This is a genomic window from Streptomyces griseocarneus (assembly GCF_014655595.1).
GTDB lineage: Bacteria > Actinomycetota > Actinomycetes > Streptomycetales > Streptomycetaceae > Streptomyces > Streptomyces griseocarneus.
In genome coordinates, this window is sequence record NZ_BNBL01000013.1 from 1 (window position 1) to 24632 (window position 24632).

Below are 24632 nucleotides of genomic sequence, written 5' to 3' on the forward strand. Positions count from 1 at the left end.
CCCTCTCGGGCTTTCCTCCGGGCGCTTCCCTTCGTTGTTTCCAACCTTACCAGATCCGTTTTCCAGTTCCTTCCGCTTCTCAATCGAAGCAGTCGGTCTGAATTCCGTTTCCGGTCCCCGTTGGCGGGGTTTCCGACTTTATCAGAAACCGTTCCGGCCGATTCACATCGGCTTTCCGATTCCAGAGGGAGTCGAAGTGCTTCGCCGTTGAATTGTCTTCACTGGCCGAAGCTGGTCAGATACTAACCGTTGCAGGGGACTGGGTCCACCTCGTCGCAACCGTTCGAATCTACCTCCCCGCGCATCCCGTGTCAACGGTCTTTGCGAGGCGAAGAGAACAGTACCAGGTTCAGGAGGCCCCGAAGGACGACGGCGGGCTCTCGAGGTCCTCGAGCTCGATGCCGGGGGCCGAGAGCACCACGTCGCCGGCCAGGTGAACGGCGTACTGCTCCCCCGTGTCCAGCTCGCTGACCTGGTACTCGTCCACTTCCAGCGGGTCGTTGTCAGTGGCGTGTGCTGTCCTGGCGACCAAGGCCCAGGACTGGTCGAGCGTGCGGGGGGCGAGGACGGGCGCGGTGAAGGAGACGAGGCGGATTCGAACGGCCTCGTCGCCGGGGGACAGCCGGAGGAGACGGGCGATGGCCACGTAGAACGCGGGGGAAGCGCCGGTGAAGGCGTGTGCGCGGACGTTGCCTTCCGTCGCGTGCTCGCCGGTCGGGTCGGTGCGCACCCATGTCATGCCGTCGATCGCCGCGCCGCGCACCTGCCAGTCCGATCGCTGGAGCTGGAGGCGGATGGGGCGGCCGAGGTCGTCGATGGCGAGGTCGACCGAGCCTGCGGGGGTGCCGGAGGGACCGGTCAGCTGCGAGACGTAGCGCCAGCCGGAGGGGCCGGTGGCGCAGTGGAAGTGCTCGTTGCCGAGGGGGGAGTGATCGTGGGGGTCGTGGAGCGAGTAGCGGCCACGGGGCATGGCGGGGTCCTTGACGCGAACGGGACAGGCCCCCGCCGTGCGGGCGGGGGCCTGTTCCACCGGTTACTGGGGCTCTACAAGTTACTCAGGAAGTCACTCGGGCCGGCGGCAGCCGTCTCGGTGGCCTCACGAGCATTCGGAGCAGCCCGGGCGGCCGGATCAGTAGCGGTAGTGGTCGGGCTTGTACGGGCCCTCGACCGGGACGCCGATGTACGCCGCCTGCTCCGGGCGGAGCACGGTCAGCTTGACGCCGAGGGCGTCGAGGTGGAGGCGGGCGACCTTCTCGTCCAGGTGCTTGGGCAGGACGTAGACGTCGGTCGGGTAGGACTCCGGCTTGGTGAAGAGCTCGATCTGGGCCAGGGTCTGGTCCGCGAAGGAGTTCGACATCACGAACGACGGGTGGCCGGTGGCGTTGCCGAGGTTGAGCAGGCGGCCCTCGGACAGCACGATCAGGACCTTGCCGTCGGGGAAGGTCCAGGTGTGGACCTGGGGCTTGACCTCGTCCTTGACGATGCCGGGGATCTTGGCCAGGCCGGCCATGTCGATCTCGTTGTCGAAGTGACCGATGTTCCCGACGATCGCCTGGTGCTTCATCTTGGCCATGTCGGAGGCCATGATGATGTCCTTGTTGCCCGTCGTGGTGACGAAGATGTCGGCGATCTCGACGACCTCGTCCAGGGTGGTGACCTGGTAGCCGTCCATGGCCGCCTGGAGGGCGTTGATCGGGTCGATCTCGGTGACGATCACGCGGGCGCCCTGGCCGCGCAGCGACTCGGCGCAGCCCTTGCCCACGTCGCCGTAGCCGCAGACGACGGCGACCTTGCCGCCGATCAGGACGTCGGTGGCGCGGTTGATGCCGTCGATGAGGGAGTGGCGGCAGCCGTACTTGTTGTCGAACTTCGACTTGGTGACCGCGTCATTGACGTTGATGGCGGGGAAGAGCAGCGTGCCGGTGTGCTGCATCTCGTACAGGCGGTGGACGCCGGTGGTGGTCTCCTCGGTGACGCCGCGGATCTCCGACGCCAGCTGCGTCCACTTCTGCGGGTTCTCGGTGAGCGTGCGGTTGAGGAGGGTGAGGATCTGGGCGTACTCCTCGCTGTCGGCCGTGGCCGGGTCCGGGGCGGCGCCCGCCTTCTCGAACTCCACGCCCTTGTGGACGAGGAGGGTGGCGTCACCACCGTCGTCCAGGATCATGTTCGGACCGCCGGTGGCGGTGTTCGGCCAGGTCAGCGCCTGCTCCGTGCACCACCAGTACTCCTCCAGCGTCTCGCCCTTCCAGGCGAAGACGGGCACGCCCTGCGGGTCCTCGGGGGTGCCGTCGGGGCCCACCGCGATGGCGGCGGCCGCGTGGTCCTGGGTCGAGAAGATGTTGCAGGACGCCCAGCGCACCTGGGCGCCGAGGGCCACGAGGGTCTCGATCAGGACGGCCGTCTGCACGGTCATGTGCAGCGAGCCGGTGATGCGGGCGCCGGCGAGCGGCTGCGCCTCCGCGTACTCCTTGCGGATCGCCATCAGGCCGGGCATCTCGTGCTCGGCGAGGGTGATCTCCTTACGACCGAAGGCCGCCAGCGACAGGTCCGCGACCTTGAAGTCCTGGCCGGTAGTGGTAGTCATACGGGCTGCTCCTCTAGGGGCGAGCGGGAGTGGGTACGGCTGTGCACGCGGCCGGCCGGCGCGGACACGGCTCGGTCCGCACTGATCCCCTGGCCGCAGCTCAGTCCGTCGGAGGCCCTCTCTCCCTCGGCCGGTCCGTCGTGCGGGCCGCCCGACCGCCATCAGCAGCGACGTCTGGCTTCTGGGCACGAATCTACACCGGGCGGTGCGGCGAACCCCAGCCCCCTTGGCCTCCGTTCGGCCCCGTCGTACCCGCCCGCGAGCCCTTCGTCTGATGCAGGATGCGGTTGCAGGATACGTGGACGATCAATGCGCGCGAACAGTGGACGACCGCCAGTGGACGGCCCCTGGTGAGCCAGTGGTGAGGAGACCAGTGGTGAGGAGAATCGTGTGACGCCCTCGGCCGATCCCCCCGTGCGCCCGGCGTCGAGCGGACGGCGGCTCAAGCTGCTCGCGGTCACCGCCTGCCCCACCGGCATCGCCCACACGTACATGGCGGCGGAGAAGCTCGTGCAGGCCGCGGAGGCGCTCGGCCATGACATCAAGGTCGAGACGCAGGGCTCGATCGGGGCCGAGAACGTCCTGTCCGACGCCGAGGTCCGGCAGGCCGACGGGGTCATCATCGCCGCCGACAAGGACGTCGACCGGAGCCGTTTCGCCGGCAAGCGGGTGCTGTCGGTGGGCGTGGCCGAGGGGATCCACCACCCCGAGCAGTTGATCGAGCGGGTGCGGGACGCGCCGGTGTACGAGGTCGGGGGCGGGGCCGGTGCCGGGGGTGCCGTCGTGGGCGGCGGCGAGGGGCGCGGGGGCGGGGGCGGGCGTGGCGTCGTCTACCGGGCGCTGATGAACGGCGTCTCGTACATGATCCCGTTCGTCGTGGTCGGCGGGCTGCTGATCGCGGTGTCGCTCGCGCTGGGCGGGCATCCGCAGCCGGACGGCGGGCTGGTGATTCCCGAGGGGTCGTTCTGGAAGCACGTCTTCGACATCGGGGACATCGGCTTCAAGTTGATGATCCCGGTCCTCTCCGGCTACATCGCGTACGCCATCGCCGACCGCCCCGCCCTCGTCCCCGGCATGATCGGCGGGTGGATCGCCAATACGGGCGCGCTCTACGACTCCGAGTCGGGGGCGGGCTTCATCGGAGCGATCGTGACGGGCTTCCTGGCCGGGTACGTGGTCCTGTGGATCAAGCGGGTCCGGGTGCCGAAGTTCGTCCGGCCGGTCATGCCGATCATCGTGATCCCGGTCCTGGCGACCTCGGTCGTGGGGCTCTTCTTCATCTACGTCCTCGGCCGTCCCATCGCCTGGGTCTTCGAGCACCTCACCGACTGGCTCAGCGGGCTGACCGGGGCGAGCTCGGCGGGGCTGGGCGTGGTGCTGGGCCTGATGATCGCGTTCGACATGGGCGGCCCCGTCAACAAGACGGCGTTCCTCTTCGGTGCGGGGCTGGTCTCCCGGAACCCGGAGATCATGGGCATGTGCGCGGCCGCCATTCCGGTGCCGCCGCTGGGGCAGGGGCTGGCCACGGTGCTGCGCCGCGGGATGTTCAGCGATCAGGAGCGGGAGACGGGGCTGGCCGCGCTGTTCATGGGGTTCTTCGGCATTACGGAAGGCGCGATTCCGTTCGCCGCCGCGCGGCCGGCCCGGGTGATCCCGGCGAACATGGCGGGCGGCGCGGTGGCGGGTGCCATCGCGGGACTCGCGGAGGTCACCGACAGCGTGCCGCACGGCGGGCCGATCGTGGCGGTGCTGGGGGCGGTCGGCGGGGTGCCGATGTACCTGACCGCCATCGCGATCGGCATGGTCGTGACCGCGCTGACGACCGTCACGCTCATGGCGCTGGGCGCGCCGGCCGTCCCCGCGCCGCTGCCGGTGCCGCGCCCCGCGGCGGGGGCACGGCCGCCCGGGGGCGCGCAGGGCGCACCGGCCGCGGGTCCGCCCGGCGCGCTCTCCGGCTACCTCGACGGGCGGACCGTGCGGCAGGAGCTGGCGGCGGGCCGGAAGGAGGAGGCGATCCGGGAGATGGCCGGACTGCTGGCGGCCTCCGGCAAGGTGACGGACGTCGAGGGCGTCGTCGGGGCCGTCCTCGCCCGGGAGGAGCTGGGCACGACCGGCCTGGGCGAGGAGATCGCGATCCCGCATGCGAAGACGGACGCGGTGACGGAGCCGGTCGTCGCCTTCGCCCGCTCGGCCGAAGGGATCGAGTGGGGGGCGCTGGACGGGACGAGGGCCCGGCTCGTGTTCATGATCGCGGTGCCGGAGGCGGCGGCCGGGGAGGAGCACCTGCGGATTCTGGCGCTGCTGGCGCGCAAGCTGCTGGACGCGGACTTCCGGGGGCGGTTGCTGGCCGCCCCGGATGTGGAGGCCGTCCTGCGGGTGCTGGAGGAGGTGGCCTGAGGCCGGACGGGGGCGGCCGGCCGCATGGGACCCGCCCCCTGCCGGCCCCCGCCCGGCTCGTGCTCAGGCCCCCGTGCCGCCCGGTGTCGCCGAGGGGTCCTCGCCCGCCGCGGCCGCCGCCTCGCTGTAGATGTCGGGCTCGAGGTAGATGACGCGGGCGATCGGGACGGCGGCGCGGATGCGGGCTTCCGCCTCGTCGATCGCGCGGGCGACCTGGGCGGCGGTGTCGTCGTGCCGGACCGCGACCTTCGCGGCGACCAGCAGTTCCTCCGGGCCCAGGTGGAGGGTGCGCATGTGGATGACGCTGATGACGGTCTCGCCGTCGACGGCGGCGGCGCGGATCCTCGCCACCTGCTCGGGTCCGGCGGCCTCGCCCAGGAGCAGCGACTTCGTCTCGGCCGCCAGCACCAGCGCGATCAGGACGAGCAGCGCGCCGATGCACATCGTGCCGATGCCGTCCCAGATGCCGTCGCCCGTCACGAGGGTGAGGCCGACGCCGCCGAGGGCGAGCACGAGGCCGACGAGCGCGCCGAAGTCCTCCAGCAGGACCACCGGCAGCTCGGGCGCCTTCGCCGTGCGGATGAAGGAGCCCCAGCTCTGCTCGCCGCGCAGCTCGTTGGACTCCCTGATGGCCGTGCGGAAGGAGAAGCCCTCGGCGATGATCGCGAAGACGAGGACCCCGATCGGCCAGTACCAGTTGTCGAGCTCGTGCGGCTCCACGATCTTCTCGTAGCCCTCGTAGAGGGCGAAGACGCCGCCGATGGTGAACAGCACGATGGAGACGAGGAAGCCGTAGATGTAGCGCTCGCGGCCGTAGCCGAACGGGTGCTCCTCGCTCGCCTTGCGCCGGGCCTTCTTGCCGCCGAGCAGCAGCAGTGCCTGGTTGCCGGAGTCGGCGACCGAGTGCACGCCCTCGGCGAGCATCGACGACGAGCCGCTGAACGCGAAGGCGACGAACTTCGCCGCCGCGATGGCCAGGTTGGCTCCCAGCGCGGCGACGATGGCCTTGGTTCCGCCTGATGCACTCATGGTGCGGGACTTCCCTTCCGCGACCCCGCGACTGCGGTCGCCTGCTTTGCTTTTCCTTTACCGGTTACGGCCGGTCATTGTCGCAGGAGGATCCGGGCAGGCGGTCATCGCGGCGCGGGGACCGAGGCGCGGAAGAGCGCGCCCTCGCCGTCCGCCGTCACCCGCTCCCCCGCCCGGACGTAGGCGGACTCGCCGCGTCCGAGGGTCAGTTCGGTGCCGTCCTCGCCGCGCAGGCGGGCCCGGCCGGCGACGCAGAGCAGGATCTGCGGCGTCCGGGCGTCGAGCCGGTGGGGCTCGGAGCCGGCGGCCAGGGCGTAGCGCGAGAGGCGGAACTCCTCGACGGGCGTCTCGTACACCTCCGCGCCGTCGGGGTCCGCCTCCGGGCGCAGGACGCGGGGCTCGGTGGCCTCGAAGCGGACGACGCGCAGCAGTTCGGGGACGTCGACGTGCTTGGGGGTCAGGCCGCAGCGCAGGACGTTGTCGGAGTTGGCCATGATCTCGACGCCGAGGCCCTCGAGGTAGGCGTGCGGCACTCCGGCGCCGAGGTAGAGGGCCTCGCCGGGCTGGAGGCGTACGTGGTTGAGGAGCATGGCGGCGATGACGCCGGGGTCGCCGGGGTAGTGCCGGGCGATGGAGGCGTAGGCGGCGTACGCGGCGCGGTGCGGGTGGTCGCCGGCGGCGAGGCGCTCGGCGGCGTGGGCGGCCGCGGTGACCGTCTCGGCCATGGCGGTGCGTTCGGCGCTCAGCACGGCGGTGAGCATCTCGCGCAGGGCGGCGCTCTCGGGGTGGGCGTGCAGGAGGTCGGCGTACGGCTTGAGGGAGTCGACGCCGAGGGCGGCGAGGAGTTCGGCGGTGGCGTCGGGGGCGCGGAAGCCGCACAGGCCGTCGAAGGGGGTCAGGGCGCAGATGAGCTCGGGCTTGTGGTTGGCGTCCTTGTAGTTGCGGTGCGCGGCGTCGCGGGGGACGCCGCGGGCCTCCTCCTCGGCGAAGCCGGCGGTGGCCTGCCCGAGGTCGGGGTGGACCTGCAGGGACAGGGGGTCGGCCGCGGCGAGGAGTTTGAGCAGGAAGGGCAGCCCGGGGCCGAAGCGTTGCGCGGTCGCGGCGCCGAGCTCGCCCTCGGGGTCGGCGGCGATGACGTCGCCGAGCGCGACCGGGCCGGCGCCGCGGTCGACGCGGGAGGGAGCCGCGGGGTGGGCGCCCATCCACAGCTCCGCCTGGGGCTCGCCGGTGGGCGGGGTGCCGAGAAGCTCGGGGATCGCGGTGGTGGAGCCCCACGCGTAGGGGCGCACGGGGTTGACGAGGCGGTCCATGGGCGTTCCTGACTGTTGGTGCGAAGTCTCGGGTCGGCCTGTTACTGCGCGCGCTGGACTCGTACGGGCTGGGACGGGGCCTGTTCTACGGGCTCGAGGCGAGCGCCAGGTAGACGGCGGCGAAATCGGTGATGGCCAGGAACTCCGCGGCGATCTCCAGGGGGCTGCTGCCCTCGGTCGCCTCGAGCTCGCTGACGGGGGTGTCGCGGTGCAGGGCCAGCTCGCGGGCGGCGGGGGCGGGCGAGGTGACCTCGGGTTCCCGTTCGCGCAGCAGGACGACGCGGGCGTGCAGCGCCTCGGGCTCCTCCACGCGGTCGCGGAAGAAGTCCTCGGGGTCGGCGCCGGCGGCGAAGGCGCCCGCGAGGAGGGTGCCGTGCGCGGTGAGCGCCTCGGGGAGCTCGGCGGCGAGCGCCGGGAGGCCGGCGAGGGCGGCCAGGACGGTCGCGAAGCGACGGCCGGCCGCGACGGCGAGGTCGCCCTCGGTCCAGATCAGCGGGACGGTGCCGGCCAGCTCGGCGGCGAGGGTCTTGGCGGGGTTGCTGTAGGTGGCGATGGCGGGCCCGCAGCGTTCGGCGACCTGGTCGAGGCGGTCGGCGAGCGATTCGAGGGCCGCGTGCGGGGCCTCGAGGAGGCCGACGCGGTCGCCGAGGGCGAGCAGCGGGGTGATCAGCGACCACAGGGTCCCGGGGCCGGTGGGCAGGACGGCGTCGGAGACGTCGCCCAGCATGCCGCCGCCCTCGCCGCCCGCCATCGTGGTCTCGTAGGGGGTGCTGGTCAGCGGGACCGCGAGGCCCCGGGCCTGGACGGTGGCCTCGGCCAGCGGGGAGCCGGCGGGGGCGACGGTGACGACGGAGCAGCCGCGGCGGTAGGCCTGCTCGAGGAGGAGGGCGAGGCCCGGTTCCGTGCCGTCCGGACTGGCGACGAGCAGGAGGTCGAGCGGGCCCGTCCAGCCCGGCAGGGTCCAGCGCAGGGCGCCGGGGGCCGGGGCGACGCCGGACGGACGGATCAGGGTGACGGGGCAGGCGTCGCCGGCGAGGGCGCTGAGCAGGTCGGCGGTGGAGCCGGCGGCGGGGCCGGGGCCGGCGACCAGGACGGTGCGCGGGCGGCCGTCGGGGCTCAGCGTGTCCACGCCCGCCTCGGCCGCGTTGCGGAGGGCCGTGCGCACCCGGGCGCCGGATTCGGCGGCGCCCCGGAGCAGGCCGTGCAGGTCGGCGCGGGAGAGGCCGTCGGGGTTATCGAGGAGTGACTCGTCGAACAACGGGGATCAGCCTCCGGTCGCCGTGGGGTACGGGGAAGCCTGCCGCCGCGTGCGGGCAGGCCGGGGCGGGTCAGGCGGGGCGGCGGGCCTCGTCCACGAGCAGGACGGGGATGTCGTCGCGGACGGGGTAGGCCAGGCCGCAGCTCGCGCCCTCGCACACCAGCTCGGGGGTCTCCTCGGTGGCGTTCTCCTCGCGGAGGGGGGCGTGGCACGCCGGGCAGGCGAGGATCTCCAGGAGGCCGGCTTCGAGCGGCATGGGGGTTCCCTTCGGGATGAACGGCTTCTTTGTGGTCAGCGTAAGCCACGTACCCGGCTGGACCGGGACGGACGTGCGGGGCCCGCCGGGCGGGCGGTTCACGCCCGCACGATCGCCAGGACCTCGTCCCTCACCCGGGTCACCGTCGCCTCGTCGCGGGCCTCCACGTTCAGCCTCAGGAGGGGCTCGGTGTTGGAGGCGCGGAGGTTGAACCACCAGTCGGCGGTGGTCACGGTCAGGCCGTCGAGCTCGTCCAGGGTGGCGCCCTCGAGGCCCTCGTAGGCGGCCTTGACGGCGGCGGCGCGGCCGGCCTGGTCGGCGACGGTGGAGTTGATCTCGCCGGAGGCGGCGTAGCGGTCGTACTGGCGTACGAGCTCGGACAGCGGGCCGTCCTGGCCGCCGAGGGCCGCCAGCACGTGCAGGGCCGCGAGCATGCCGGTGTCGGCGTTCCAGAAGTCGCGGAAGTAGTAGTGCGCGGAGTGCTCGCCGCCGAAGATCGCGCCGGTGCGGGCCATCTCCTGCTTGATGAAGGAGTGCCCCACGCGCGTACGGACGGCCTTGCCGCCGTGCTCCCCGACGACCTCGGGCACCGACCAGGAGGTGATGAGGTTGTGGATGATCGTGCCGCCGGGGTGCTTGGCCAGCTCGCGGGCGGCGACCAGGGCGGTGATCGCGGAGGGGGAGACGGGCTCGCCGCGCTCGTCGACGGCGAAGCAGCGGTCGGCGTCGCCGTCGAAGGCGAGGCCGATGTCGGCGCCCGTCTCGCGGACCTTGGCCTGCAGGTCGACGAGGTTCTTGGGGTCGAGCGGGTTGGCCTCGTGGTTGGGGAAGGTGCCGTCGAGCTCGAAGTACAGGGGGACGAGGTCGAGGGGCAGCCCGTCGAAGACGGTGGGGACGGTGTGGCCGCCCATGCCGTTGCCCGCGTCGACGACGACCTTCAGGGGCCGGATCCGGGTGAGGTCGACCAGGGAGCGCAGGTGCGCGGCGTAGTCCGCGAGGACGTCCTGCCGGGTGATCTCGCCGGGGGCGGCGGCGGGCTCGGGGGCGCCGGTCTCGGACCAGCCCTCCACGAGCGTGCGGATCTCGGTCAGCCCGGTGTCCTGGCCGACGGGGGCGGCGCCGGCGCGGCACAGCTTGATGCCGTTGTACTGGGCCGGGTTGTGCGAGGCCGTGAACATCGCGCCGGGCAGGCCGAGTTGGCCGCTGGCGAAGTAGAGCTGGTCGGTGGAGCAGAGGCCGATCTCGGTGACGTCCACGCCGCGGGCCGCCGCGCCGCGCGCGAAGGCGCGGGACAGGCCGGGCGAGGAGGGGCGCATGTCGTGACCGACCACGATCGCGCTCGCGTCGGTGACCTGCGCGAAGGCGGCACCGAACAGCTCGGCCAGCGGCTCGTCCCACTGGTCGGGCACGACGCCGCGCACGTCGTACGCCTTCACGATCTGCGACAGATCAGCCACAGCCATCCCCTCCTGGAGTGCCGGTACGGGACAACAAACCTACCTGTCGCAACCGGTGCCGCCGACCGTGCCGAGGGCCGTACGGACGTACGGCCCGTCAGGAGTCGGGGGAACGCAGGACCCTGAGGTGGCCTCGGCGGGCGACCTCCATGGGGTCGGCCCCGCGGCCGCTGGGCGCGACGGGCGGGGCGGTGTGGCGCTCCTGGGGGCGGGCGGCCTCGCGCACGGCGTTGGCCAGGGCCTCGAGGTCGTCACCGCTGGGGCGGCTGGGGCCGGTGTCCACGGCGAGACGGACGACTTCCCAGCCCCGGGGGGCGGTCAGCCGCTCGGAGTGCTCGGCGCACAGGTCGTAGCAGTGGGGCTCGGCGTAGGTGGCGAGCGGGCCGAGGACGGCGGTCGAATCGGCGTAGACGTACGTCAGCGTCGCGACGGCCGGGCGGCCGCACGCGGTGCGCGAACAGCGACGTACAGGGCTCACGAGGTGGGACGGTACCGCACTCTTGAGCGGGCCGCGACGACTCACCCCCGGCTCACCCCTCCGTGTCGTCCCGGTTCGTCCTGTGGACGCCGTTGCCGAAGGGCCTGGTTGGCCCGCACGGGGGCCGGAACTCAGGGGCGTCCGGCGACGAGAAATCTGTCACCACCAGGTGCACATAGTGTCATTCGGCATGCGAGCGCCTATCCCGGAGGTGGCCTTAATTGATCGCATAGATGGCCGGAACGCTCATCGGGCGACATGCCATGAGATGGGCGACTCCCGCGTGCGTACGCCCGCCCGGCGGATACCCTCGGAAGTGATGGACAACCCCGTATCACCCCGACCGAACGGACCGCGACCGCGCCACCGCGACCGCCATGGACGTGGCATGCGCGGACCGATCGCGCCCCCACAGGTGCCGTTGTCGGTCAGCCGGGCCGAGGCGTTCGTCGACCTCGTCCAGGATTCCGCCGAACGGCTGGAACGGCGCTGGCCACAGCTGTCGGCGGTGGAGTTCCTGGTGCTCGAGGTGCCCGTCACCACCGGGGGCGGCGGCCCGGAGGGGTCCGCCCTCCTGGACCTCCTCGACGGCGACTCCGTCCCGCTCGGCCGGTACGTCGCCGCCCGCGGGGACGTACCCGACCGGATCATCGTCTACCGCCGTCCGGTGGAGATCCGCACCAAGACGCGTGACGAGCGGGCGCTGCTCGTGCACGAGGTCGTGGTCGAGCAGGTCGCCGAACTCCTCGGGCTCGCCCCCGAGTCGGTGGACCCGCGCTACGGGCAGGACTGACGGCCGCCGCGCCCGCCGGCCGTCCGGTCAGTCGTTCAGCACCGACAGGTCCTGCTCCACCTCCGGCACCACCACCGTGGAGCGGTCGTCCGCGACCGGCTGGATCGTGAACATCGGCACGCCGTCCCGCGGCAGCGCCAGCATCCGCGAGGCGTGCACCGGCCCGCCGGAGACCTTCTCCACCGTCAGCGCGTACACGCCCTTGCCGCCGCGCGGCCGCGGCGGCTCCACCGCCAGCGTGCTGCCCGCCCCGACGGTGTAGATCCGGCTGACCGGGGCGCCTCCCCCGCTGCCCGCCGACGCCGTCACCCGCACCCGGGCCGCCTCCCTTGGGGCGGTGAGCGACAGGACGCCGCCCTGGAGGCGGTTGTCGGCGACGGTGGCGCGCGCGCCGACGGCGGGCGTGGCCGGGATGAACGCCGTCTCCCGACCCTCCCCCTTGCCGCGCGTGACGCGCAGCGCGGCGACGACCGGGGCGCTGCCGCGCTCGGCGGTCAGCAGCAGGGAGCCCGCCTCGCCCCTGGTGACGTCGCCCAGGTCCACGGCCTCGGTCATGCCGCTTCGCAGGTGCAGCGACTCGTGCCCCGCCGGGGTGATCGGGCCGTCGGGACCGGCCAGTCTCAGCCGGAGGTCGGCGTCCCGGCTGCCCGGCGCGAACGCGACGAGCCGTACGGACGTGGCGTCGGCCGGAATGCCCGGCAGCACCACGGCCGGTGACGCGTCGGCGGACGGCGGCAGCCAGTCGCCGCCCAGCGCGTCGTCCGTCGTGCGCACCGCCGCGCCGACCCGCCCGGAGCGGGCGGCCACGTGCAGGGTGAGGCTCTCGTGGGCGGCGTCCGTCAGCGACGACAGCAGCACCGGAACGGTCGAGCGGGGCGGGACGTTGACGCCGTCCTCGGCGGGGGTGCCGATCCGGCCGTCCCTGCCGTAGAGCTCCAGGTCGACGACGGCCGCCGCGCTGTCCGGATTGGTGAGGTGCACATAGTCCTGGCGGCCCTTGGCCGTGCTCGCGCCGGGGAACCAGAAGGAGGTGTCGGGCGCCGCGCAGGCCACGCCGTGCAGTCCGCGCCCGCCGCCCGAGGCGACGGTCGTGGTCTGCTGGGCGGTCCAGCCGGGGGCGAGCGCCCCGTCGGCCGTGCCGAGGAGGGCGGGGGCGTCGGCGCGGTCCGTGGTGACGGTGACGGGCCGGCCGGGCTCCCGCAGGGAGAGGACGGGGCGGCCGGCGTCCCGCCCGCTCGCGCCCTGGCGCCTGGCGTCCTTGCGCGTCTCCTTCACGGCGTCTGCCCGCGCCGGGCCCGCCGCCGGCAGCAGGTCCGCCGGGGACGTCCGCGGCCCGTCCGTGCCCGGGGGCGTGAACGCGGCATACGTCGTCTCGCTCGCGTCGGAGCTCACCGGGGCCGGGCACAGCAGGGTGGACCGCTGGACGGGCAGGCGCGAGGAACCCGTCCCGGCACCCGTGCCGGCGCCGTCGGACGGCGGGTTGAGGGCGGCCACACCCGTGACGACGGCGAGCGCGGCCGTCGCGGCGAACAAGGACAAGGTGGTGTGCTTCACCGCTGCTCGCTCCCGTCATGGCCGTACGGGTCGTAGGCGCCGCCCGCGTGGGGCCCGGGCCGCCCGTCCTGCTCGTGCCGCTCGTGGTCGTGGTGTCCGGGCCGGGCGCCCGCGGCCGTGCCGTAGCCGTCGTCGCGGTACGGCTGCTCGTAGCCCGCGCCGGCGTCCCACTCGGGGTACTGCTGGTGCGGCACGGCGGCGTACGGATCGGCGACGGGCACGGGCTCGGCCCGCTCCGCGACGGCGGCGGCCGGGGCGGTCCCGGACGCCGCCCCCGCCGCGGCCCGCAGCCTGCGCGCCCGGCGGCCCTCGCCCGCGCCGCCCTGCGCCGGCACGACGGCCGCCGCCCGCTCGGGCAGGTCGTCGTCCACCTGGCGCCGGCGCCCCGGCAGCGCGAGCACGACCAGCACGGCCGCGAGCAGCCCCTGCACCCACAGCCACGCCGTGCGCGCGCCCGACGGCTCGTAGGCCAGGGCGAGCCGCCCGCCTCCGGCCGGCAGGGCGAAGCCCTGTGCCCAGCCGTCGACCGTGCGGCGTTCGAGCGGGCGGCCGTCGAGCGTGGCCCGCCAGCCGGGGGCGGCCCGGTCGGCGATGCGCAGCACCCGTCCGGCGGGTCCGGCGGGGACGGTGGCCCTGGCCTCGACGGGACCCGCCGCGACCGGCACGGGGGCACTCTTCTCCGGCGCCTCGGCGGCGCCGCCGACGACGGTGACGCGGGCGACCTGCCGGTCGACCCGCCACAGCGCGCGGTGGTCCTGCCGGCTGAGGCGGGTCAGGCCGGGGGTGGCGTCCAGCACGCGGGCCGTCGCGCGGCGGCCGCCGCCGGGGGACGCGAGCGCGGGCGCGTCGTCGTGGACGAGCACATAGCCCACGGCGTAGTCGCCGAGGCGGTCCGCCTGGTCGGCGCCGGAGCCCGCCACGAGGTGGGCGACGACGGAGTCGAGGCGGGCGTCGCGCCCTGCCGCTGCCGCCGGTTCGGCGTCGCCCAGGCGGGCGCCCGAGCCGCGTACGAGCGTGTAGGCGACACGGTCGCCGTGCCCGCCGAGGACGAGGGTGCGGGCCTGGTCGCGGGTGGTGGCCTCCTCGGCGACGAACGCCGGCACCTGCACCGGATCGCGCCGCTGCAGCGGCCCGCCGGCCCCGGCGGCCGTCCACATCAGGGCGGCGGCCGCGGGCGCCGCCGCCGCGCCGAGGGCGATCAGGGCGGCGAGCGGCTGCCGCCAGCCGAAGCCGTGCGCGGCGAGGCGCTCGCGGGCGTCCTCGGCGCCGAGGACGGCGGCCGCGATCAGGGCCAGGCAGTAGACGAGCGTGGCGGGGCCCGGCCAGGCCCGGCCGCCCGCGAGCGCCGCGCACAGCAGCCCGGCCGGTGCCACGGCCCAGGCGGTACGGATCGCGGGCCGCCGGTCCTCGCGCAGCAGCGCGGCGAGCGCGGCCAGGACGAGGCCGCCGAGCAGCACCGCGCCGAAGGTGCCGGGCCCCCCGGGGTCGCCCGTCAGCAGGCGCAGCGGCGAGGCCGCGCCGGGCCCGTCGTCCGGCACCCCGGCCTCGGCCAGGAAGCGCCCGGGGTGGGCGAACAGCCCCAGCGACCAGGGGGCGAGCACGAGGACCGGGGTGGCGGTCACCGCCAGGACGCGCGGGGCGAGCACCCGGGCCGGCGCGGTCCCGCCGCGCGTCAGGCACCGCGCCAGCGCGCCGAGGCCCAGGGCGAGGGCCACGGGCCACACCACGGGAGTGAAGGCGGTGGTGACGGTCAGCAGCAGGGCGTACGTCCAGCACGCGCGCCGGGCGGCGGCGGTCTGCGGCCGCCCCCAGGCGGTGACGGCCGCGCGGGCCGTCACCGGCAGCAGGACGGCCAGCACGGCGGTGCCCAGGCGGCCCGTGGCGAGGGCGCCGGTGACGGCGGGCAGGAGAGCGTAGGTCACGGCCGCCCAGGCGCGCAGGGGGCGGGAGGCGGTCAGCGGGCGGGCGGCGAGGTAGGCGGCGAGGCCGGCGAGCGGGACCGCGCAGACCAGGAGGAGGGTGAGGGCGAGGTCGGCGGAGCCCGGGACGAGCGTCGCGAGGACGGCGAGGATCGCGAGGTAGGGCGGTGCGCTCTCGGTGGTTCCCACGCCCACCGGGTGCCAGTCACCGGTGTACGCGGCCCACAGGCCGGCGGCGTGGGCGGGGGCGGGCAGCAGGGCCCCGCCGGACAGCGCCCCGCCGCCGAAGAGGTGGCGGCAGGCGACGACGGAGACGAGCAGCAGGAGGGCGAAGAGGGCGGGGGCGGGCTTGCGCGCGAGGCGCTTGAGCCGGGCGAACTGCTCGGCTTCCAGGTAGTCCGCCTCGTCCCCGGTGGGCCCGGACTCGACGGCGCCGTGGCGGCCGGTGGGGGGATGGCGGTCGTCCGTCCTGCCGCCGACGTCGCTCAGGAGCTGTTCGACGGCCGCGCGGACGGTCGCGCCGGGCGGGGGGAAGAGCGGCCGCAGCGCGTCCGGGGCGGCCTTCGCGTGCGCGCGCCGCTTGCGGGCGGCGCGGACGCGCCCGGGGCGCAGGAGCACGCCGACGAGCCCCGCGGCTTCGTCGAGCGCCTGCCCGGGGGCCTTGCCGACGAGGTAGCCGAGGACGCGCAGCAGGGTGCCGAGGACGAGCCGGAGCATGACGTACGGCAGGAGCGGGCCGCGGGTGTTGGCGAGGAGGGCGTAGACGGAGCCCGCCTTGTCGACGCGGTGCGGGTTGACCCTGCTGCGGCCGACGCAGTCGACGGGGCGGCGCTCGCGGGCGGCGGCCTCGGCGTGGCGCAGCACGGCGTCGGGGGCGACGAGCACCTTGTGGCCGGCGGCGTGGGCGCGCCAGCACAGGTCGACGTCGTCGCGCATGAGCGGCAGGCGCGGGTCGAAGCCGCCGAGCCGGCGGAAGACGTCGCGGCGGACGAGCATGCCGGCCGTGGAGACCGACAGGACGCGCCGTACCCGGTCGTGCTGGCCCTGGTCCTGTTCGCGGCGTTCCAGGCCGGTCCAGCGGCGGCCGCTGCGGGCGATGGAGACGCCGGCCTCGAGCAGCTGCCGGCGGTCGTACCAGCCGCGGATCTTGGGGCCGATGACGGCGGCGTCCGGCTCGGCCTCGGCCACGCGCAGCAGTTCGTGCAGGGCGGTGGGTTCGGGGGCGCAGTCGTCGTGGAGCAGCCACAGCCACTGGACGGGTTCGAGGTCGGCGCGGTCGGTGCCGGGGGCGTCCTCGGTCCAGCCGCGGCTGACGGGGTCCCAGCCGCTGGAGCGCCTGAGGTAGGGAAGGTCGTCCGCGGTGTGTTCGGGGGCGGTGCGGACCGCCTCCTCGACGGCGGTTCCGAAGCCGGAGCGGCGGGCGAGGTGCAGGACGCGGTCGGCGCCGAGGGCGTCGGCCAGCAGGCGGCGGGAGTCGTCGGTGCTTCCGGTGTCGGCCGCCACGGCGTGCTGCACCGGCCGTTCCTGGCCGAGCAGGCCGGAGAGGGCGTCGGGGAGCCAGCGGGCGCCGTCGTGGGCGACGAGCACGGCGGTGACGACGTGACGGGGGAACGCCGGGGGAATGGTGGGGTCGAACATGGCAGGTGCGGGCCCCGGTTCGGAGTGCGGTGACGTCGGGCCCCGGGAGGGTATCGGCCGCGGACGGGGCGATGGCGCCACTCCGGAGGGCGCTCACCCTAGTGGTGGTAAAACCCTCTGCCGCGAAACACAGCGGTCCGCCTCTCGCCTGCGGGGCGCGAGAGGCGGACCGTGCGGTATCAAGCGGGTGGCGGTGGAGGGTGGAGCGGACGGGCCCTCAGTCCCCTTGCGCTGCCTCGGACACGACATCACGTCAGGTCACGACGTCGGTCGTCAGACCGCGGCCTTCTTCAGGCGGCGGCGCTCACGCTCCGACAGGCCGCCCCAGATACCGAAGCGTTCGTCGTTGGCCAGGGCATATTCAAGGCATTCCGAGCGGACTTCGCACGCCAGGCAGACCTTCTTGGCCTCGCGGGTGGATCCGCCCTTTTCGGGGAAGAAGGACTCGGGGTCGGTCTGAGCGCACAACGCGCGCTCCTGCCAGCCGAGCTCCTCGTCCGCCTCCTCGACCAGCAGTTGCTGGAACAGCTCGGTCATGTGCGCCCCTCGTCTGATTGCGTCCCCGTGTGCTGCCGCGCGTCAGGTGCGGCAGAACGACACGAGTGAAATTACAAGTGCGCCGATCCGGGCCAGTCAAGCCGGGATCTGCTATTGAGCCCCTTATTCACTCTGCGGAACCAAGGCTGAGCGGAAAGTTGCCAAACCACCACAAGAGTGGACACTTCCCTCAGTCGTCACAAGCGTCCCGTCCTCCCCACTTATATGAAGAGGACGCGGCACGCGGCGGAGCCGTTGCAGGACCGTCCCAACGGGGCACGGAACGATGTTTACGACTCCCCCTGCCGCCCGACTGTCCGCACACACCGCAACACAAACCTTTGACCTCACTCTGTAACCGCACGAGTGAAAGAAGCCACCAAAACGGACATGCGGTTGACAGGCGGGCGGTCGAGCCGGTCTCCTTGTTCGCATGCCAGCGACCTCTGCACTCCCCCTGGCCACCGCCCCGGGGACCCTCAGCCTGACCCGTGCCTACGGGTCCCGCTGTGCCGTGCACGCGCGCTGTCGCTGTTCCAGCTGTTGATGCCTGCTCGCCTTCGCTCCAGCTGATCTTTCCGAGCCCCTTGGGCTCTCTCTGATCGCTCCGGCCTACCGGTGATCCCTGTCGCCGGTTCCGCCGTCGTCGTCACGCTCCCGGCCCGCACCCCATCGGGTGCAACATCGCCGCGCAGCACCGACGCCACCAGCCTGATCGTCCGATCGTCCGACCTCGTGCCGCCGCACAGCACATCCGTCGAGGAATCCCGCACATGAACAGCGACGTCCAGATCGCCGGCGACCCGCTCGCCCTCCCGCACCTCATGCCGCCGCCCGCCGCCCACCCCGCCACCGTCGCCGAGTTCGCCGGCCTCGCCCGCACCATCGCCGCCGACGCCGCCTCCTGGGCCCCGCTGGTGCGCTACGACGCCACGAGCCGCTGGTACCACCGGCTGCGCACCGGCCCCGGGTACGAGGTCTGGCTGCTCAGCTGGGTGCCCGGCCAGGGCAGCGGGCCGCACGACCACGGCCCCTCCTCCGGGGTGATGACCGTGCTGCAGGGCGAGCTGTCGGAGCGTTCCGGCGACACGCACCGCGTGCTGGAGGCCGGGGCGCAGCGGGTCTTCGCGCCCGGCTACGCCCACGAGGTCGTCAACGACTCGCTCGAGCCGGCGGTGAGCCTGCACGTGTACTTCCCCGGGCTCACGGAGATGCCGATGCACCCGGCGCGGCAGGCGCACTGCGCCGCGCAGGAGCGGCCCGCCGCCTCCGCCTCCCCGGTCGCGGCGTCGTAAGGCCCGTCGCAGGGGCCGGGGGCTGGCGCGGACCCGTCGCAGGACCCGTCGCAGGGCCGCCCTTCTTCAAGCGCGTGTTCCTCTGCTGACAGACTGCGCTCATGCGCATTGTGGTTCTGGCCGGCGGGATCGGGGGCGCCCGCTTCCTCCGTGGCCTCAAGTCAGCAGTCCCCGACGCCGAGATCACCGTCATCGGGAACACGGGCGACGACATTCATTTGTTCGGGCTCAAGGTCTGCCCCGACCTCGACACGGTGATGTACACGCTCGGCGGCGGCATCCACGAGGACCAGGGGTGGGGCCGGGCCGGCGAGACGTTCGCGGTGAAGGAGGAACTGGCCGCCTACGGCGTCGGGCCCGAGTGGTTCGGGCTCGGCGACCGCGACTTCGCCACGCACATCGTGCGGACGCAGATGATCGGCGCCGGGTACCCGCTGAGCGCCGTCACCGAGGCGCTGTGCGCTCGGTGGCAGCCGGGGGTACGGCTGCTGCCGATGAGCGACGACCGCGTCGAGACCCACGTCCTGATCGACGACCCCGAGGGCGCCGAGGGCACCCGCAAGGCCGTGCACTTCCAGGAGTACTGGGTGCGGCTGCGGGCCTCGGTGCCCGCCCACGCCATCGTTCCGGTGGGCGCGGACCAGGCCAAGCCGGCACCGGGCGTGCTCGAGGCCATCGCGGCGGCGGACGTCGTGCTCTTCCCGCCGTCCAATCCCGTGGTGAGCGTCGGAACGATCCTGGGAGTGCCCGGGATCCGGGAGGCCGTCGCCGGCTCCTCCGCCCCCGTCATCGGCCTCTCCCCCATCGTCGGCGGCGCGCCCGTGCGGGGCATGGCCGACAAGGTGCTCGAGGCCGTCGGCGTCGAGGCCACCGCGGCGGCCGTCGCGCGGCACTACGGCTCCGGGCTGATCGACGGGTGGCTCGTGGACTCCGTGGACGCGGACGCCGTGGACGAGGTGGAGGCCGCGGGCATCCGCTGCCGGGCCGTGCCGCTGATGATGACCGACCTCGAGGCCACGGCCGCCATGGCCCGCGAGGCGCTGGCGCTGGCCGAGGAGGTGCGCGCGTGAGCGCCGCCGAGGTGCCGGCCCCCGGCTACCGCGTCTGGGCCGTGCCCGGGATTCCCGAGGTGCGTCCCGGGGACGACCTCGTCAAGCTCATCGCCGCCGCCGTGACGGCCGAGGGCCGGCCGGGGCTCGCCGACGGGGACGTCCTCGTCGTCACCTCGAAGATCGTCAGCAAGGCGGAGGGGCGGATCCTGGCGGCCGCGGACCGCGAGGCCGCGATCGACGCGGAAACGGTCCGGCTCGTGGCCCGGCGCGGCACGCTGCGCGTCGTCGAGAACCGGCTGGGCCTCGTCATGGCCGCCGCCGGTGTCGACGCCTCCAACACGGAGGCCGGCACGGTGCTGCTGCTGCCCGAGGACCCGGACGCCTCCGCGCGGCGCATCCGGGACGGGCTGCGGGACGCGCTGCGGGTCGACGTGGGGGTCGTGGTGACCGACACGGCCGGGCGGCCGTGGCGCAAGGGCGTCACGGACTTCGCGATCGGCGCGGCAGGTGTGCAGGTGGCGGACGACCTGCGCGGCGGCGTGGACGCGTACGGCAATCCTCTGGTCGCCACCGTCGTGGCGACCGTCGACGAGCTGGCCGCGGCCGGCGACCTGGTCAAGGGGAAGGCCGGAGGGCTGCCCGTCGCCGTGGTGCGGGGACTGCCGCACGTCGTCGGCGACGTGCCCGAGGACGAGGGCGCCCGGTGGCTGGTGCGGCCGGCCGAGGACGACATGTTCCGGCTGGGGACGTCGGAGGCCGTACGGGAAGCGGTTTCGCTGCGGCGGACGGTGCGGGAGTTCACGGACGATCCCGTGGACCCGGGGGCGGTGCGGCGGGCCGTGGCCGCGGCCGTGACGGCCCCGGCGCCGCACCACACGACGCCCTGGCGGTTCGTGCTGCTGGAGTCGGCGGACGCGCGGACGCGGCTGCTGGACGCCATGCGGGACGCGTGGGTCGCGGACCTGCGGGCGGACGGGCGTTCGGAGGCGAGCATCGCCAAGCGGGTGCGGCGCGGGGACGTGCTGCGCAACGCGCCGTACCTGGTCGTGCCGTGCCTGGTCATGGACGGCTCGCACGACTACCCGGACGCACGGCGCTCGGCGGCGGAACGGGAGATGTTCGTGGTCGCCATGGGGGCCGCGGTGCAGAACTTCCTGGTGACTCTGGCGAGCGAGCGGCTGGGGTCGGCGTGGGTGTCCTCGACGATGTTCTGCCCCGACGTGGTGCGCGAGGTGCTCGGACTGCCGGAGGACTGGCACCCGATGGGCGCCGTGGCGGTGGGGCGGCCGGCGGCCGCGCCGCGTGAGCGGGGCGCGCGGGACGCCGACGCGTTCGTGGTGGTGCGGTAGGCCGGCGCGAGGCGGGTGCGCCCCACGGTCCGGCTAGATCCCGGAGAAGTCCCGCACCGAGAAGCGCGGGGCGCGCCGCGGGGGCACCACGCCGCTCAGCAGGATGAGGCGGCACGCCCGGTGGCGCTGGCCCGCGTAGGGCGCGAGCAGCTCGAGCATGCCGTCGTCGTCCGTGCCGCGCACGCCCGTCAGGGCGTAGCCGACGATCCTCGGCAGGTGCAGGTCGCCGGTCGTGACCGCGTCGGCGGCGCCGTTGGTGCGCTGCAGCGTCTCCGCCGCCGTCCAGGGGCCGATCCCGGGGACCGCCTGGAGGCGGGCGGAGGCGGCGGCCTCGTCCATCGCCGCGGCCTCCTCCAGGCGCGCGGCGGCGCGGGCCGCCCGCACGATGGTCGCCGACCGTTTGCCGTCCACGCCGGCCTTGTGCCACTCCCAGGAGGGGATGAGGGCCCACGCCCGTGGGTCCGGCATCACCCGCAGGCCGGGGCCGGGGCCCGGAGCGGGCTCCCCGTGGCGCTGCAGCAGCAGGCGCCACGCGCGGTACGCCTCGTCGCTGGTGACCTTCTGTTCGAGGATCGAGGGGATCAGCGACTCCAGGACCAGGGCGGTGCGGGCCAGCCGGAGGCCGGGGTTGCGGCGGTGCGCCTCGTGGACGAGGCGATGGCGGGGGGTGAACTCCGCCGGGTCGTCGCTCGCGCCGCAGAGGGTCGGGAGCCGGTCCAGGAGCCAGTCGGCGCCCGGGCCCCACGCCTCGCCGTGGACCCGGCCGTCGTAGGTCAGCCGCAGCGTGCCGGGGCCCTGCGGGGTGCGGCTCGCACGCCAGAGGGAGCCGTCCGGGGCCACCCGGTAGGCGGGGTCGCCGGGGCCGCGCGCCAGGACGCACAGGGTGCGTTCCAGGTCGTACGGGCCGCCACCGGGCGGGGCCCACGTGCGGGTGGCCATCGGGCCAGGGTACGTCGTCCTGCGTCTACTGGTCGGAGGAGAAGCGGATCGCGCCCCGGGGGATCTGCGCGCCGCACCAGATCCGCGCCCCGTCGCGCAGCTCGTTGTCCGGGCCGATCTGCGCGCGGTCGCCGATGACCGCGCCGTCCAGGACCGTACGGGCGCCGATGCGGGCGCCCGCGCCGACGAGGGAGTCGCGCACGCGGGCGCCCGGCTCGATCACCGCGCCCTCCAGGACCGTGCTGCCGTCGACGTACGCGCCGGACTCCACCCGGGCGCCGGCGCCGATGACGGTGCCGCCCATGAGCTTGGCGTCGGGGGCGACCACGGCGCCGTCGAGGACCAGGCGGTCGCCGCAGCGGCCGGGGACGGCCGGGGACGGGGCGCGGCCCAGGACCAGGTCGGCCGAGCCGCGCACGAAGGCCTGCGGGGTGCCCAGGTCGAGCCAGTAGGTGGAGTCGACCATGCCCTGCAGGTGGGCGCCGGCGGCGAGGAGGCCGGGGAACGTCTCGCGCTCGACGGAGACCGGGCGGCCGGCGGGGATCTCGTCGATGACCGAGCGGTTGAAGACGTAGGCGCCCGCGTTGATCTGGTCGGTGACGATCTCCTCGGGCGTCTGCGGCTTCTCGAGGAAGGCCTGCACCCGGCCCGTGGCGTCCGTGGGCACCAGGCCGAAGGCCCTGGGGTCCGCCACCCGGGTGAGGTGGAGGGAGACGTCGGCGCCGGTGGTGCGGTGGGTGTCGACCAGCGCCTCGATGTCCAGGCCCGTGAGGATGTCGCCGTTGAAGATGAGCACCGGCTCGTCGGGGGCGGAGCGCAGGCGCGAGGCCACGTTGCGGATGGCGCCGCCCGTGCCCAGGGGCTCCACCTCGGTCACGTACTCCAGGTGCAGGCCCAGGGACGAGCCGTCGCCGAAGTACGGCTCGAAGACCTCGGCCAGGTAGGACGTGGCGAGCACGATGTGCTCGACGCCCGCCGCGCGGGCCCGGGCCAGCTGGTGGGTGAGGAACGGCACGCCTGCCGCCGGGACCATCGGCTTGGGCGTGTGCACCGTCAGCGGGCGCAACCGAGTGCCCTTGCCGCCGACCAGGAGGATCGCTTCTGTCACCTTGTCGTCTCTGCTTCCTGCTGGGGCCGGGCCGTGATCGGCGGCCAGTGTATGCAGAACGTGCGGCTCCGGCCGCGCCCGGTCAGCGGCCCTGGAGCCGGGCCGCCTCGGCACGGGCGGTGCCGAGCCGCTTGTAGAGGCGGTCGCCCGGGCATTCGGTGGAGTAGCCGTCGCGGTGCCCGGAGATCACCTTGAGCCTGACGGAGGTCCCCTTCTTGAAGAGGTTGCCGCCGCCGGACACCAGGGTGGTGCTGCCGGCGGGGTTGACGTCGTAGAGGCCGAGCTTCCATGCGGTGATGGCGGCCACGGCGTCGACCGCGGCCCCGGACGGGTTGGCCCTCCCGAAGGATCCGAGCACGGCGATTCCCATGCTGTTGGTGTTGAAACCGAGAGTATGGGCGCCTCTGACGGGTTTCGCCACACCGCCTGCCCGGCCTTCGTACACCGTGCCGCATTTGTCCACGAGGAAGTTGTAGCCGATGTCCCGCCAGCCGCTGCTCACCACGTGGTAGCGGTAGATCCCCCGGATGACGGAGGCGGACTGTGCGCAGCTGTAGCCGTTGCCGGAGGCGGTGTGGTGCACGAACGCGGCCCGCACGGTCTTGTTGTACGGGAAGCCGTGCTCGCGGATCGACTCGTCGGCGCCCCAGCCGGCCCGGGTGACGATGCGCGGGCGCGGCCCGACGTAGTAGCCGGGGACGACGCCGGCCTCGTCGTCGATGTCCTCCGGCGGGTCCGAGGGGTCGGGCGGTACGGGAGGGGCGGGCGGGCCGGGGGGACCAGGGGGACCGGGCGGGCCGGGGGGAACCGGCGGCGCCTCGGACTGGCCCTCGCCCTCGGGGTCGGTCTCGCCGTGGCCGTCGGGATCCGTCCGCTTGGCGTCCGTGACGACCGTGCTCGTGTGGACGAGGTCCACACGGGCGGCCAGGACGTCGCGGGCCGACTCCGGCCGGCCCAGGGCGGGGATCTCCGTGGCACCCAGCGGAGCCAGCGGGATGTTGGCCGCCGAGGCGGCGTTGTCCTCCTCGGCGGGCAGGGGGGCGGCGCGGCGGGCGGGGCGGGGCGCGGCCGGGTCCTTGCCGGGGTCGACGAGTTCCACGCGCAGGCCCGCGGGCAGGGGCGAGCTCTCGGAGGCCCGTCCCGCGGCCGCCTCCTGACGGACCCTGACCTGGACGGCGTCGCAGGCGCCGACCCACAGGGGGGCGGTGGATCCTCGCAGGGTGCCGCCGCGCGCCTCGGGCGAGCCGAGGTCGGGGCGGTCGTCGTCGTGCGTCTCGACGTCCTGCCAGCCCGACCACTCCTTGCCGCCCACCGGGCGGGTGCGCACCTGCGCCCGGGCCCTCAGCTCCTTGCCGGCGTCGTCCCAGACGATGCCGACCAGGGAGAAGGGATCCACGTTCCGGGGCGGCAGCCCGCGCTCCGCCTGGCCGCCGGCGCGGCTGCGGGGGCCGAGCGGCACGAGCGGCAGCGAGTGGGTGGAGCCCGGGGCGGCGGTCGGTGCGGGGCCGGGCGCGGGGGCGGACGCGGTGGCGTTGGAGGGGGCGGCGAGGAAGGGCAGGGTCAGGGCGGCGGCGCAGGCGGCGACGGCCGAGGAGACGAGGATTCCACGCATACCTGAAATCCTGGGCATATTTAGCCATATCTGTCCATTCGCGGGCTGACGGCGAGTCGGTCCCCAC

General features: G+C 74.3%; 20 protein-coding genes. 6 read left to right on the top strand and 14 right to left on the bottom strand.

Translation table 11 applies throughout. From position 1 onward, the window contains the following. A partial coding sequence (locus IE295_RS33820; protein ID WP_229923007.1) for a hypothetical protein occupies positions 1-211 on the top strand: 211 nt, incomplete at its 5' end. Between the two features lie 138 nt (positions 212-349). Here the strand turns inward: IE295_RS33820 and IE295_RS27305 are convergent. Together IE295_RS27305 and ahcY are read right to left on the bottom strand one after the other, a co-directional pair. After that, complete coding sequence (locus tag IE295_RS27305; protein ID WP_190066431.1) at positions 350-970, bottom strand: hypothetical protein; 621 nt, start codon at positions 968-970, stop codon at positions 350-352. Positions 971-1129: 159 nt separating this feature from the next. Beyond that, on the bottom strand, positions 1130-2584 hold the full coding sequence (gene ahcY, locus IE295_RS27310; RefSeq protein WP_190066432.1) for an adenosylhomocysteinase: 1455 nt from the start codon (positions 2582-2584) through the stop codon (positions 1130-1132). A gap of 390 nt (positions 2585-2974) precedes the next feature. Between ahcY and IE295_RS27315 the strand changes: the two genes are divergently transcribed. Next, a complete protein-coding gene (locus IE295_RS27315; protein WP_190066433.1) occupies positions 2975-4981 on the top strand; it encodes a fructose-specific PTS transporter subunit EIIC in 2007 nt (668 codons plus the stop codon). A gap of 63 nt (positions 4982-5044) precedes the next feature. Here the strand turns inward: IE295_RS27315 and IE295_RS27320 are convergent, their stop codons facing one another. The 6 genes from IE295_RS27320 to IE295_RS27345 form a co-directional block, all read right to left on the bottom strand. Beyond that, complete coding sequence (locus IE295_RS27320; protein ID WP_190066434.1) at positions 5045-6010, bottom strand: cation diffusion facilitator family transporter; 966 nt, start codon at positions 6008-6010, stop codon at positions 5045-5047. Between the two features lie 104 nt (positions 6011-6114). Continuing rightward, positions 6115-7320 (bottom strand): mannose-6-phosphate isomerase, class I, encoded by a 1206-nt coding sequence (manA, locus tag IE295_RS27325; RefSeq protein ID WP_190066435.1) that lies wholly within the window; start codon positions 7318-7320, stop codon positions 6115-6117. Positions 7321-7405: 85 nt separating this feature from the next. After that, positions 7406-8578 (bottom strand): SIS domain-containing protein, encoded by a 1173-nt coding sequence (locus IE295_RS27330; RefSeq protein WP_190066436.1) that lies wholly within the window; start codon positions 8576-8578, stop codon positions 7406-7408. Between the two features lie 70 nt (positions 8579-8648). Further along, positions 8649-8834, bottom strand: a complete 186-nt coding sequence (locus tag IE295_RS27335) for a Trm112 family protein (protein ID WP_190066437.1) — start codon at positions 8832-8834, stop codon at positions 8649-8651. Between the two features lie 98 nt (positions 8835-8932). Further along, positions 8933-10297 carry a phosphomannomutase/phosphoglucomutase gene (locus IE295_RS27340; protein WP_190066438.1) on the bottom strand — a complete coding sequence of 455 codons (1365 nt, stop codon included), beginning with the start codon at positions 10295-10297 and terminating at the stop codon, positions 8933-8935. A gap of 91 nt (positions 10298-10388) precedes the next feature. Beyond that, entirely contained in the window at positions 10389-10814 is a 426-nt protein-coding gene (locus IE295_RS27345; protein WP_190066439.1) for a DUF3499 domain-containing protein, read from the bottom strand. A 274-nt stretch (positions 10815-11088) separates the two neighbouring features. Here IE295_RS27345 and IE295_RS27350 point away from each other — a divergent pair, with 274 nt between their 5' ends. Continuing rightward, on the top strand, positions 11089-11562 hold the full coding sequence (locus IE295_RS27350) for a metallopeptidase family protein (RefSeq protein WP_190066440.1): 474 nt from the start codon (positions 11089-11091) through the stop codon (positions 11560-11562). Between the two features lie 27 nt (positions 11563-11589). On the opposite strand, the gene IE295_RS27355 is transcribed toward IE295_RS27350, so the two are convergent. From IE295_RS27355 to IE295_RS27365, 3 genes are all read right to left on the bottom strand, one after another. Next, positions 11590-13116 carry a DUF5719 family protein gene (locus tag IE295_RS27355; RefSeq protein WP_190066441.1) on the bottom strand — a complete coding sequence of 509 codons (1527 nt, stop codon included), beginning with the start codon at positions 13114-13116 and terminating at the stop codon, positions 11590-11592. Next, positions 13113-16673, bottom strand: coding sequence for a glycosyltransferase family 2 protein (locus IE295_RS27360; protein ID WP_190066442.1), 3561 nt, complete (start codon positions 16671-16673; stop codon positions 13113-13115). Before IE295_RS27360 ends, IE295_RS27355 begins: the two co-directional genes overlap by 4 nt. Positions 16674-16946: 273 nt before the next feature. Beyond that, a complete protein-coding gene (locus IE295_RS27365) occupies positions 16947-17210 on the bottom strand; it encodes a WhiB family transcriptional regulator (protein WP_004952403.1) in 264 nt (87 codons plus the stop codon). A 773-nt stretch (positions 17211-17983) separates the two neighbouring features. Here IE295_RS27365 and IE295_RS27370 point away from each other — a divergent pair. The 3 genes from IE295_RS27370 (at position 17984) to IE295_RS27380 (ending at position 20906) form a co-directional block, all read left to right on the top strand. Next, entirely contained in the window at positions 17984-18505 is a 522-nt protein-coding gene (locus IE295_RS27370; RefSeq protein WP_190066443.1) for a cysteine dioxygenase, read from the top strand. A 101-nt stretch (positions 18506-18606) separates the two neighbouring features. Beyond that, positions 18607-19575: a 2-phospho-L-lactate transferase gene (gene cofD, locus IE295_RS27375; RefSeq protein WP_190066444.1), complete on the top strand. Its 969-nt coding sequence runs from the start codon at positions 18607-18609 to the stop codon at positions 19573-19575. Beyond that, positions 19572-20906 (top strand): coenzyme F420-0:L-glutamate ligase, encoded by a 1335-nt coding sequence (locus tag IE295_RS27380; RefSeq protein ID WP_190066445.1) that lies wholly within the window; start codon positions 19572-19574, stop codon positions 20904-20906. Before cofD ends, IE295_RS27380 begins: the two co-directional genes overlap by 4 nt. A gap of 33 nt (positions 20907-20939) precedes the next feature. Here IE295_RS27380 and IE295_RS27385 read toward each other — a convergent pair whose 3' ends face one another. The 3 genes from IE295_RS27385 to IE295_RS27395 form a co-directional block, all read right to left on the bottom strand. Then, on the bottom strand, positions 20940-21845 hold the full coding sequence (locus tag IE295_RS27385; RefSeq protein ID WP_190066446.1) for a DNA-3-methyladenine glycosylase family protein: 906 nt from the start codon (positions 21843-21845) through the stop codon (positions 20940-20942). 25 nt (positions 21846-21870) lie between these two features. Then, a complete protein-coding gene (gene manB / locus IE295_RS27390; protein WP_190066447.1) occupies positions 21871-22953 on the bottom strand; it encodes a mannose-1-phosphate guanylyltransferase in 1083 nt (360 codons plus the stop codon). An 82-nt stretch (positions 22954-23035) separates the two neighbouring features. Then, a complete protein-coding gene (locus IE295_RS27395; protein ID WP_190066448.1) occupies positions 23036-24565 on the bottom strand; it encodes a peptidoglycan recognition protein family protein in 1530 nt (509 codons plus the stop codon). Positions 24566-24632: the final 67 nt, after the last annotated feature.